Source organism: Sphingobacterium puteale, assembly GCF_050986225.1.
GTDB classification, from domain to species: Bacteria; Bacteroidota; Bacteroidia; order Sphingobacteriales; family Sphingobacteriaceae; genus Sphingobacterium; species Sphingobacterium puteale.
This window is the reverse complement of record NZ_CP158959.1, coordinates 6,153,770-6,166,631: the sequence shown is the minus strand read 5'-3', so window position 1 is coordinate 6,166,631 and position 12,862 is coordinate 6,153,770. Positions and strand designations below refer to the sequence as shown.

The window sequence follows — 12,862 nt, the reverse complement described above, 5'->3', positions numbered from 1 at the left end:
TAAATTATGCATTTCGAATCTATTTTTTTTGAAGATTATATATTAAACGATAAACGGACAACATTGGGCCGCACGATCACCGAAACAGATTTTGTTGTTCATGCCGGACATACAGGCGATTTCTTCCCCCATCACCTCGATGCAGAATGGTGCAAGACCCAACCCTTTGGACAACGTATTGCGCACGGCACAATGATCTTTGCAATCGGTATCGGACTGACGGCCTCAGTTATTAATCCGGAAGCGTTTTCCAAAGGCTACGATCGCCTTCGTTTTGTCAAGCCCGTATTTATTGGCGATACCATCCACGCAGAGGTGACTATTTCTGAAAAATCCGATGCAAAAAAGCCTGAATTTGGTACCGTAGTTGAACATGTTGAAATTATCAATCAACATGGTGTGGTGGTGTTGGTCGCAGACCATATCCTATTGGCAAAACGCAAGGAAGCGTCAATTTAACCGATAAGCATATGGAAATTGGTACAAAATCATCAATCAAGTTAACAGAGACATCTAGTAAAGGCTATCTGCTTCCTTTTATTCTGATTGTCAGCCTATTTTTCTTATGGGGTATGACTCATAATTTAAATGGTGTGCTGATCCCGCATTTGAAAAAAGCCTGTCAGCTGAATAATAGCCAGTCGGCACTGGTTGATACTTCAGTTTTCTTCGCTTATTTCATTATGGCACTGCCGGCGGGTTATGTTTTGCGCAAATGGGGGTATAAATTGTCCATTATTATAGGACTGGTTACATTCTCCGTAGGTGCATTTCTATTTATCCCTGCGGCAGATCACCGTATGTATGAGCTCTTCTTGCTGGCATTATTTATTATTGGTTGTGGACTAGCCTTATTGGAAACAGCGGCTAATCCGTATGCTGCAGTTTTAGGTAAGCCCGAAGCAGCAACACATCGGCTTAATTTGGCGGCCTCCTTTAATGGATTGGCGGCAATGGTCGCTCCAGTTGCAGGTACTACCTTTATTTTGTCGGGTAGGAGCTATTCAGAAACGGAACTGGCGGCTATGTCGGAGAGCAACCGGTTAGCGTATCTGCTTCATGAAGCGTCTTCCGTAAAAATGCCTTATTTGATATTAAGTTTAATCTTGTTAGTCGTAGCGTTAGTCTTTTTGTTTGTTAAACTGCCTGAAATTCAGGGTGAAAAGAAGGAAGGAGAAAAGGTGCAAAATTCTGGTTTATTCGCAGTACTTCGGCATAAGCATTTGAGTTTTTCTGTAATCGCACAGTTTTTCTATGTTGGAGCGCAGGTTTGTGTGACCAGTTTTTTTATTCGTATGGCACAGCAGGGAGCCGGTGTCGATGAGAAGACTGCGGGGTATTTCCTAGGTGTATATGGTTTGCTCTTTATGGGCGGACGTTTTGTCGGTACCCTATTGTTGCGTTATACGACAGCCCAGCGTTTATTGGCAATTTATGCTGTTTGCTGCGCAGTATTGGCAGCTGTTGCCATTTCGGGGACGGGAATGGTGATCTTATATGCGTTGGGCGGACTTGGCTTCTTTATGTCAATCATGTTTCCAACAATTTTTTCCCTGGGTATTGCGGGGCTGGGGAACGAGACGAAACAAGCCTCTTCTTGGTTGATCATGTCCATTGTCGGTGGCGCAGTATTTCCATTCCTAACAGGAATGCTTATTGATGCCGCCAATGACAATACAAAGATTGGATACAGTGTCCCTTTAACCTGCTACCTTGTCATACTGTGGTTCGCGCTCAATGGATATAAACCTGCAAAAACATAGGCCATGCACAAAAATAAATTGGAAGCTCCCCGGGGCACCTACAAAAATACATCATTGCATATGAATAAAATTATTTTAATGATAGCATGTCTTATCACCACAACGACATCATTCGCGCAACATAAGAGCACCTGGATTTGGTATCCGGGGGATTATGAGGTCTGGCTGAGCAACGATATGCAAAATCGCCGCACCGAAAGAGGTACATTTTTCCCGCCTTTCTGGAAGATGGACAGTCACTATGTGCTGGTCGAATTCAGTAAAGAATTTGACTTGCCGGCAGCGGAGGAAATCCGTATTTATGCCGAAGGTAAGTATAACGTGAAGATCAATGGAAAAATGCTTCATGGGACACCCGATAAGGTGAAGCTCCAAAAAGGAAAGCAAAAGATCAACGTCAAAGTCTATAACCAGGGGAACGTGCCAGCGCTGTATGTAGCTGGAAACACTGTAACGACGGATAGTGACTGGAACGTAACGTATGAAGATAAGGAATGGATAGACGAGACAGGCAAAGCATCTGATCAATCTGGAACAACCTATGTTAAGGCTGGTAAATGGAACTTTGATGAACCAACAGTTCGCCCATCCGCATTTAAATTGCCTGTTAAGCCAAAGCAAGCGCTTTCGCAAGAAAAACAAGGTAAAGGTCTCTTGGTTGATTTCGGAAAAAATACATTTGGTTTTCTTACCCTGCATAAGCTGGTGGGGACAGGTCACCTGAACATCTATTATGGCGAATCCCGTGAAGAAGCACTTTCAACTAAAACCAGCGAGACCATCGATTTACTTGAGGTACACAACCAACAACCACAGGACAGTACACTCGACCTTTCCAAAGCCTTCCGTTTTGTCTACCTGGAACCTGAAGGAACGGTGAAATTCGACCAGGTATCCATGCAGTACGAATACTTACCTGTTGCAGATCGCGGATTCTTTCGCAGTTCAGACAATGAATTAAACAAGATATGGGATGTTGCCAAATATACCATGGAGTTAACCACACGTGAGTTTTTCATTGACGGTATCAAACGCGATCGCTGGATCTGGAGCGGTGATGCCTACCAATCTTATGCGATGAATTACTATTTGGGCTTTGATTCCGAGTCCGTCAAAAGAACGATTTTAGCCTTACGGGGTAAAGAACCGACGATCAGCCACATCAACACCATCATGGACTATACCTTCTATTGGTTTTTGAGCATTGCTGATTATTACCGCTATACCGGTGATAAAGAATTTATAGCGGGCATCTATCCACGAATGAAAAGTCTGATGCAGTTTTGTCTGGATAGAAGAAATAGTGATGGTTTGATGAAAGGTTTAGCTGGCGATTGGGTATTTATTGACTGGGCCGAAGGTCTCAGCAAGCAAGGGGAAGTGAGCTTTGAACAATTATTGCTTTGCCGTAGTCTCGAAACCATGGCGATGTGTGCCGATTTGGTTGGTGAACCGACAGACAACCGGCACTATCAACAAGAAGCGAAACAACTCAAAGATAAGCTATTTGCCTATTATTGGAACGATCAGAAAAAAGCCTTTGCACATAGCCGTATTGATGGTAAGCAAACCGATAACGTGACACGCTACAGCAATATGTTTGCGATTTTCTTTAATTATCTGAATGAACAGCAACAGGCAGGCGTGAAGGCTAATGTCTTGTTAAATGATCAAGTACAACAGATTACCACACCTTATATGCGCTACTATGAACTTGAAGCTTTGTGTGAACTTGGTGAAAAGGACTATGTGATGAAAGAAATGAAAGACTATTGGGGCGGTATGCTAAAACTTGGTGCGACGACCTTCTGGGAAGAATTCAATCCAGCGAAAAAAGGAGCCGAGCACTATGCGATGTATGGAAGAGATTTTGGCAAGAGCCTTTGTCATTCGTGGGGAGCAAGCCCGATCTATTTGCTGGGTAAGTACTATCTTGGTGTGCAACCTACAGCGGCGGGCTACGCACAGTATGAAATCAGACCCTATCTGGCATCGCTGGAATGGATGGAAGGAAAGGTGCCCACACCTCTGGGTGAGATCGAACTTTACGTGTCAAAAAATAAAATCAAGATTAAATCGCCTATTGGAACAGGAAAGCTCAAGTTGCAAAGCAAAACAGTTCCACGTGTAAAACAAGGTCAAGTAAAACATATTTCAGGGAACGACTATGAGCTCGTCTTGGAAAAAGGAATAGCATATGAAGTCGATTACAAAAACTAGGTTATATAAAAAAATAGTCGTATCCAAGCTGGGTGTTGCCCTGTTGTTGTCATTGTCAGTAATTTCGGTACAGGCACAAACGGTTGATGGAAAACCTGCGGTCATCCCGCCAGTGCCGAATGGACAAATCGCTGCACCATGGGAAAATCCGATGATTACATCGGTCAATCGGGATCCCTCACGTGCCACGGGCTATTCCTATGCGACAGTGGAAGAAGCTTTGAAGAATGACCGGGCAAGCAATAAACGAATGCTCTTTTTAAATGGCGAATGGGATTTTAAATTTGCCTTTAAACCGGCCGATGCACCTCAAGATTTTCATGTATCCGAAGTCAAAGGCTGGGACAAAATACAGGTCCCTTCCAATTGGGAAATGAAAAGTTATGATATCCCCATTTACCGTTCGGCAGTCTATCCATTTAGTCCAATTGATCCGCCGCGCATTCCCAAAGAGTACAATGGTGTCGGGTCTTATCAAAAAACATTCGAATTGCCCGAATCCTGGGATGGAATGAATATCACCTTACATTTCGGCGGGGTTATTTCAGCTTATCAGTTGTGGATTAATGACAACTACGTAGGCTATGCGGAAGATTCCTGTTTACCATCCGAGTTCAATGCGACACCTTACCTTAAAAAAGGTAAAAATCGTATTTCTGTCCAAGTCCTGCGTTGGAGCGATGCTTCCTACCTGGAAGATCAGGATCATTGGCGCATGAGCGGTATTCACCGTGAGGTATTTTTGATGGCTGAACCGAAAGTTCGCATCGCTGATTTTCATTGGCAGGCCACTTTAGATGCTGATTATCAAGATGCCAAATTCTCGCTTCGCCCAAAAGTCGATAATTTTTCAGGCGACAGCATCAACGGTTTTACGCTCAAAGCACAACTGTATGATAGCAATAATAAACCTATTCTCGATAAACCACTAGAGAAAGATGCTTCAGCCATCTTTGATGAAATCTATCCGAGGTTGGACAACGTGAAGTTTGGTTTATTGGAAACGACGATCAAAAATCCAAAGAAATGGTCGCCGGAAGAACCTCATCTCTACCGTTTGGTACTGACCCTTTACGATAAGAAAAATCGCTTGTTGGAAGCGAAGACTTGTCAAGTCGGGTTTCGGAGTATCGCTTTTTCTCCAAAAGACAGTAAACTTTTGATCAATGGCAAAACCACCTATCTATACGGTGTCAACCGTCACGATCACCATCCTGAACGTGGAAAGGCATTGACACGGGAAGATATGGAAGCCGACATTCGTCAGATCAAGCAATTTAATTTTAATGCGATTCGGACCTCACATTACCCCAATGACCCTTATATCTATGAACTCTGTGACCGCTATGGTATTATGGTGATGGATGAAGCCAATATGGAAACACATGGTCTAGGAGGAAAGCTGATGAACGATCCGGCCTGGCTGGCGGCACTCAACGAACGGGTTACGCGGATGGTAGAACGTGACAAGAACCATCCCTCCATTATTATTTGGTCGCTAGGAAATGAATCTGGAAGAGGTCCGAACACGGCGTCTATGGCGGCTTGGATCCATGATTTTGACATTACGCGCCCAGTACATTACGAACCGGCCATGGGCAGCCATCAGCTACCGGGCTATATTGATCCTTCAGATCCACGCTATCCAAAATCCAACGATCACTCCCATCGTTTACAAAATATAAAAGATCAATATTATGTTGATATGGTATCGCGATTCTATCCCGGTATTTTCACCCCCTCGTTACTCTTAAATCAGGATAATGGCGATCATCGCCCGATCCTTTTTGTTGAGTATACCCATTCCATGGGCAATTCGACCGGTAACATTCTTGATTTCTGGGATATCTTTCGTGCACATCCCCGTTTGATCGGTGGTTTTATCTGGGACTATAAGGATCAGGCCTTGATCCGTAAGGATTCTGTTTATGGTAAAGTATTGGCCTATGGTGGTGATTTTGGTGAAAAGGTACACAATGGTGCTTTTAGCCTGAATGGTATTACGGATGCCTGGGGTCGGCCAAAAGCGGCGATGTATGAAAATAAACGGATCTATCAGCCTGCAGAGGTCACTTTGGTTGATGCGCAAAAGATCATGGTACAGCTAAAAAATAGATCAGCGGCACTCAACCTAAATCATTACGATGCCGTCTTATTGTTTCGCAGAAATGGGCTGCTGGTAAAAGAAGTGCCGATATCGGTTATCGATTTAGCCGCAGGCGATTCTGCACAGGTAAGCTTTGCCAAATATTTACCTTTCAAACGTGCCGCAGATCAGGAATATCAGCTTGATATCCAGTTCCGTTTACGGGAAGCGACTTCATGGGCGCCAGCAGGATTTGTTGTGTCTTCATCACAGATCCGATTGCAGGATCAATCCAATGTCCTACGACCTTTATCCTACAAAGGCAACAAATTGGTAAAGACAGAAACTGCCGATCAGTATCAGATCAGGGGTAACGCTTTTCAGGCTAGCTTTGACAAATCGACCGGAAGTTTGACTGCGTTTAATTACAAGGGGCAGGAAATTATCAAAGATGCCATTCGACCAAGCTTCACACGACCAGCTACGGACAATGACCGCCGGGGCTGGAAACCGGATAAAAAACTAAAATACTGGTATGGCGCGCCAAGAGTAGTGTCAGTAAACGCGCAGGAAAAAGATCAAGGGTATGAAATCCAGACATTGTACGCCCTTGCAGGTGATTCCGCACAGGTAAAAGTGATCTATACGGTGAAAAATCCAGGTATTGTGTTCGTCAATTACCAGCTGCAGGTGAAGGCTGGATTACCTAATATCCCTAAAGTTGGGCTCCAAATGGGGATCAATCCCACATTTGAAGATATCCAATACTATGGCTTAGGGCCCATGGAAAACTATCCCGATCGTGCTTATGGTTTTGATCTTGGTGTTTACCACATGAACATCGATCAATTCATGGAGCATTATCTTTATCCACAGGAAAACGGAAATCGGATGGATGTTCGTTGGATGCACCTTCAAAATAAAAATGCAGGTCTTTTGGTTGTCGGCGAGCAGCCGCTGTATATGAGTGCATGGTCTTATTCACAAAAAGCGATCGTCGAAGCAAAACACTGGTTTAAATTGAAAAAAGAAGATAAGATCACTTTAAATGTCGATTTAAAGCAGATGGGTGTTGGCGGAAATGATACCTGGACAGATGTGTCGCAACCGTTGGAAAAATATCAAATTCCGGCAAAAGACTACAGCTATTCCTTTTATCTGATTCCGACAGATTTGAAACAATCGGTCAAGGATTTTGTGCAATACAATTAAATAAATGAAGATTAGTAGGAAGATATCCAGTAAGTAAAGTTAAACCCTGTAGTAGTCAACTAGTTGAAATGACGCAATAAAGGGGATACATTCAAAATTGAAAGAAATAGGTTGTCCAAACTTTTGGATAGCTTCAAAGAACAAGATAAGATATGACGAGGATTAAGTTGCTATTAGGGACAAGTCTTCTTTTTGGCTGTTTGAGCGGCAATGCACAGATTAAAGGTATTCCAACGGCATTAGTTCCTTTGGGTCAACATTCGTTTGAACAGGCAAAACCATGGGTATTTTGGTACTTTATGCATGCCAGTTATTCTAAGGAAGGTATTACTGCGGATCTGAAAGCGATGGCAGAAAATAAGATCGCAGGAGCCTACCTGGCACCGATCAAGGGTAAAACCAATCCGCCTCTTTTCGATCCACCGACAGAGACGTTAACACCAGCATGGTGGGATATGTTCAAATATATCGTCGGCGAAGCAAAAAAATATGGGGTAAAAATAGCTTTATTGCCCAATGATGGATTTGCAACCGCGGGGGGACCATGGATCAGTCCAGAGAAGTCGATGCAGAAAGTCGTGCATGCCGATACCGTAATCGATAGCAAGGGCGAGCGGATGCGCAATGTTCAATTGCCACAACCACAAGCCCAACAAGGCTATTACGAAGATATTGCCTTATTTGCACTGCCATTGACACATTCGCCGCGAAAAAGCTTTACGGAGAAGGTTCACGTATCCAACAGCTATGGCGAAGATCTAAAACGACTGGCTGAAAGAGGGAATAAACAAAATTTTGCAACAGCTGCGTCAGGTTGGATACAGTATGCATTTGATCAGCCCTTCCCTTGCAATTCATTGAAAATTGAATGGACAGCATCCAACTACCAAGCGAACCGTTTGCAAGTTTGGGCTAGCGATGATGGCCTAAATTTTCGGAAGATTACACAATTAGAATCCCCAAGAATGGGCTGGTTGGACTGGGACAATGGCGTCACACACCTGATTCCCTATACCAGAGCAAAATATTTCCGTTTTGTCTACGATCCCGTGGGCAGTGAGCCTGGAGCCGAAGACCTCGATTCCGGTAAATGGAAACCTTCGCTAAAATTAAACGGCATCAGTCTGTTTGAAGAAGCGCAGGTCAATCAGATCGAAGGAAAGACGGGAGAAATCTGGCGTGTAGGAAAAAACTCTGAACCAAGCACCGTAGACAAAGACGCTATCGTCGGACAGCAACAGCTTATCCGTTTGCCCAGTCCCGACCAAGCAGGTCGTGTCGACCTGACACTGCCGGAAGGAAAGTGGAAAATATTGCGTGTTGGACATACCTCCACAGGACATAAAAACGAAACTGCTGGTGCAGGAAAAGGTCTGGAATGTGATAAATTAGACGCGGCTACTGTCGCTTTTCAATTTGACCAGTGGTTCGGGGCAGCTAAAAAGCAGGTAGATCCGCAATTATCTAAAGAAGTCCTCACGGTATTTCATATTGATTCTTGGGAATGTGGTAGTCAAAACTGGACCCGAAGTTTTCCGAACGAATTTTTGAAACGCCGGGGTTATGACTTGACCAACTATCTCCCTGTTTTGACGGGTTGTTTTGTCAATAGTGTAGAAGATTCCGAAGCGTTTTTGCAAGATTACAGACAGACCATCAGTGAGCTGTTGCAGGAGAATGGTTATGCGACATTACGCCAAAAAGCGGATGAATACGGAGTCGAATTTACAGCCGAAGCCACGGCTCCCGTGATGGTCGGTGATGGGCTGGCCCATTTTGCTTCAACCGATCGTCCAATGGGTGAGTTTTGGCTCAGAAGCCCTTCGCACGATAAACCTGCTGATATCCTGGATGCCATTTCTGGAAGCCATATTTATGGTAAACAGGTGACGATGTCCGAAGCCTTTACCCAGATTCGGGCTCAATGGGACGAACATCCACGACTCCTGAAAAGTCTTCAGGATAGAAATTACGCCTTGGGAATCAATAATCTAGTTTACCATGTATATGTCCACAATCCTTGGGTAGACCGCAAACCAGGTATGACCATGGATGGTATCGGAACCTATTTTCAGCGCGATCAAACCTGGTGGAAACCCGGTAAAGAATGGGTGAATTATGCCATCCGGACACAACAACTCTTACAACACGGGGTACCCGTACGTGATGTAGCTGTATTTATTGGTGAAGAGATTCCCAGAAGATCCCTGCTTCCAAGTGCTTTGGTCAATATGCTGCCTGGTATTATCGGTGAAGGCCGTGTCCATCGGACAGATTCTCTGTTGGCCAATGTCGGCTTACCGATGCAGAAAGTTGCGGGGGTGACCACAGGAGCCAATATGTATAGGCCCGAAGATTGGGTTGATCCGCTACGCGGCTATGCCTACGATTCCTTCAATCCCGATGCACTATGGAACCAGACTAGGGTGCTAGACGGTAAGGTGATTTTTGCGGACCATATTGCTTACTCTTTACTTGTGATGCCTGGAGAAACAGCATTAAATCCGAATGGTAGCCAGTATTCCCTTCGTACCTTAGAACGTATCAGGAGTCTTGTCAATCAAGGGGCTACGGTGCTTTTTCAAGATATACCACAGACCTGGCGGGGCAAATTGACGGATGAAAAAGCACAACAATATCGCAGTTTGCTTAAAGAATTATTCAGCAATCTCGAGCCATTCACAAATACAACATTACAGGTTAAACAACTCGGAAAAGGGCGGGTGCTTGTTGGACACTATGAATCCAAGGATTTTAGTCCATTAAATATTGTTCCTGATGTGCTGATCAACGAAGGGGACAATCCGCATATTTCCTGGAACCATCGCCGTTTCGATGGCGGCCATTTGTTTTTTGTGGCCAATCAGGACAGCCTAAGGCAAAGAGCGACTTTGTCTTTACGGACAAATAACCGATATGCATACCGTTACGATCCGGTAAGCGACAAACTGGCGGTGCTACCGTTTAAAGTGATCAAGGATAGGACAGTTTTTGACTTGTCATTTGAAGCCTATCAATCCGGCTTTGTGTTAACCACTGATAAAAAGATTGATGTACCAACCTATCAGTTATCCGGGAAAACAGCCTTGACAGAACCCTGGTCATTCACGGCTGATGGGCTGCACAACAAACAAACGCTTAAACAGCAGGAACCTCAGTTTTGGACAAGCAGTACAGACAATGAAACTAGGTACCATGCTGGCTCCGGAAGCTATGAGACAACCTTGCGTGTTCATGAAATTGGTAAAAAACAGCGTGCTTATTTGGAGTTTTCAGCGATCGAATCCATGGCTGAAATTTTTGTCAATGAACAGTCTGCTGGGGTCGTCTGGACCAAACCTTATCAGATCGATGTGACTGATTTTATCCGGCAAGGAGATAATAAAATCAGGGTGAAAGTGTACAACACCTGGGGCAATCGCTTGCTGTACGAAAAAGAAAACCCCGCTGCAGAAAAGAAAATAAAAACGACGGCATCGGACAAGTTTCTGAAAGGCTTGCTGCCTTCGGGCTTGCAGGGGAAAGTTGAATTACTATGGCTAGATGCAAAATAAAGAAATCATGAAAACGAAGCGCAAACTATTGATCCTGGCTCTCTTCTTCGCGACGGCCTGGCAGGTCCAGGCCCAGGAAAAGTCTATTACAAATACTGGCGCAAGCCCTTATGCCGTCCAACAGGCGGTCGATATGGGGGATGTGCAATGGACCAAAGGTTTTTGGGCCGATCGTACAAAGTCATGCTATGAGCAGATGGTGCCACAACTCTGGCACGTTTATACAGATGCTTCGATCAGTCACGCCTATCGGAATTTCGAAATTGCGGCAGGCTTGGAGAAAGGAGAACATACAGGGCCATCCTTTCATGACGGCGATTTTTACAAAACATTGGAAGCTGTCTGCGCAATCTATGCACAGACAAAAGATAAAAAGCTGCTTCACATGCTGGATGAAGTTATTCCCGTTATCCGCAAAGCGCAACGTGCAGATGGCTATATTTATACCAAGGCGACAATTGACCAGCAGCGATCGGGACAAAATATTGAGTTTCAAGATCGGCTGAGCTTTGAATCCTATAATATCGGGCATTTGATGACAGCAGGATGTATACATTATCGGGCGACCGGACAACGTGAGTTGTTGGATATCGCAATCAAAGCCGCCGACTACCTGTATGGATTTTATAAAAAATCCAATCCGACCTTGGCCCGAAACGCGATCTGTCCCTCTCATTATATGGGTACTGTAGAACTTTATCGGACGACCAAAGACCAAAAATACCTGGAACTTGCCAAGCACTTGATCGATATTAAAGGTGAGATTGAGGATGGTACTGACGACAATCAGGACCGTATCCCATTCCGCAAGCAGCATAAAGCCACGGGACATGCCGTGCGGGCAAGCTACCTCTATGCAGGAGTTGCCGACTTATGTGCCGAGATTGCAGATACCACATTGAGCAACCGCCTTTTTGAAATTTGGGCTGATGTCACTAAGCATAAGATGTATATTACTGGTGGTCTGGGATCGCTGTATGATGGTACCTCACCTGACGGAACTTCCTATAATCCCAGTGAGGTACAGAAAATCCATCAGGCATTTGGGCGGGATTATCAATTGCCCAACTTAACTGCGCATAATGAGAGCTGTGCAAATATTGGCAATATGTTGTGGAATTGGCGCATGGCTAATTTCACGGGCGATGCAAAATACATCGACATATTGGAACTGGCGCTCTATAATAGCGTACTGTCAGGGATTAGTTTAGATGGCGACAAATTTTTGTACACCAATCCATTGAGTTATTCATCCGATCTTCCATTCCAGCAGCGCTGGTCGAAAAAGCGGGTTCCTTATATCTCATTATCTAATTGCTGTCCACCCAATATCGTTCGTACGATTGCAGAAGTAGCCAACTATGCTTACGGACTATCCACAGATGCTGTTGCGGTAAACCTGTATGGCGGAAATGAATTGAATACAACATACCAAGGCAAACATATCAGCATTGTACAAGAATCCAGGTACCCATGGGAAGGAACTGCCACCTTCACCTTAAAAGAGTTTCCTTCCGATCATACTTTGAAACTACGGATACCGGGTTGGGCTGGAAAGGCAGAAATATGGAAAAACAAGAATAAAGTAGACGCACCGATCGAGAAAGGCTATGCCCTTTTAGCCGGACCGCTGAAAAAGGGGGACCGCATTGAAATTAGGTTACCCATGGATGTTTCTTTGATGGAATCAAATCCATTGGTCGAGGAAACCCGCAATCAGGTTGCGGTCATGCGTGGACCAATTGTGTATTGTCTGGAAAAGCAGGATGTGGCTGCGGACATCAATATCTTTGATCTAAAAATGAAACAAGGCGAACAGTTCGCGCCAAGACATGAAAATATACTGGGCCAAGATATTGTTCTGTTGGAGGGAAATGCCTATCGGAAAAACAGTACGAAATGGAATTCGCTGTACCGGAAAACATCTGATGGAAAGCCGGAGACTGTTCCGGTACGTTTAGTGCCCTATTTTGCTTGGGGAAACCGTACATTTGGAGACATGAGCGTTTGGATGCCAGTTTTTTAAA

The 12,862-nt window shown here is 44.4% G+C and carries 6 protein-coding genes; all 6 read left to right on the top strand.

Features of this window, described 5'->3' with window-relative positions; all coding sequences use genetic code 11:
• Positions 1-6 precede the first annotated feature (6 nt).
• The 6 genes from ABTV71_RS25690 (at position 7) to ABTV71_RS25665 (ending at position 12,861) form a co-directional block, all read left to right on the top strand.
• Complete coding sequence (locus ABTV71_RS25690; RefSeq protein WP_165309219.1) at positions 7-459, top strand: MaoC/PaaZ C-terminal domain-containing protein; 453 nt, start codon at positions 7-9, stop codon at positions 457-459.
• A gap of 11 nt (positions 460-470) precedes the next feature.
• Positions 471-1,763, top strand: coding sequence for an L-fucose:H+ symporter permease (gene fucP, locus ABTV71_RS25685; RefSeq protein WP_433901542.1), 1,293 nt, complete (start codon positions 471-473; stop codon positions 1,761-1,763).
• A 3-nt stretch (positions 1,764-1,766) separates the two neighbouring features.
• Complete coding sequence (locus ABTV71_RS25680; RefSeq protein ID WP_433901541.1) at positions 1,767-3,983, top strand: trehalase family glycosidase; 2,217 nt, start codon at positions 1,767-1,769, stop codon at positions 3,981-3,983.
• Entirely contained in the window at positions 3,961-7,281 is a 3,321-nt protein-coding gene (locus ABTV71_RS25675; protein WP_433901540.1) for a glycoside hydrolase family 2 TIM barrel-domain containing protein, read from the top strand. The genes ABTV71_RS25680 and ABTV71_RS25675 overlap by 23 nt, the downstream gene beginning before the upstream one ends.
• A 152-nt stretch (positions 7,282-7,433) precedes the next feature.
• The gene (locus tag ABTV71_RS25670; RefSeq protein ID WP_433901539.1) at positions 7,434-10,835 is read left to right on the top strand and encodes a glycosyl hydrolase; all 3,402 of its coding nucleotides are present in this window, start codon (positions 7,434-7,436) and stop codon (positions 10,833-10,835) included.
• Between the two features lie 7 nt (positions 10,836-10,842).
• Positions 10,843-12,861, top strand: a complete 2,019-nt coding sequence (locus ABTV71_RS25665; RefSeq protein WP_433901538.1) for an aceric acid hydrolase — start codon at positions 10,843-10,845, stop codon at positions 12,859-12,861.
• The last annotated feature ends 1 nt before the right edge of the window (position 12,862 follow it).

Coding starts and splice junctions, on each gene's coding strand:
- ABTV71_RS25690 (WP_165309219.1), top strand. CDS start 7: ATGCATTTCGAATCTATTTTTTTTGAAGATTATATATTAAACGATAAA.
- fucP (WP_433901542.1), top strand. CDS start 471: ATGGAAATTGGTACAAAATCATCAATCAAGTTAACAGAGACATCTAGT.
- ABTV71_RS25680 (WP_433901541.1), top strand. CDS start 1,767: ATGCACAAAAATAAATTGGAAGCTCCCCGGGGCACCTACAAAAATACA.
- ABTV71_RS25675 (WP_433901540.1), top strand. CDS start 3,961: ATGAAGTCGATTACAAAAACTAGGTTATATAAAAAAATAGTCGTATCC.
- ABTV71_RS25670 (WP_433901539.1), top strand. CDS start 7,434: ATGACGAGGATTAAGTTGCTATTAGGGACAAGTCTTCTTTTTGGCTGT.
- ABTV71_RS25665 (WP_433901538.1), top strand. CDS start 10,843: ATGAAAACGAAGCGCAAACTATTGATCCTGGCTCTCTTCTTCGCGACG.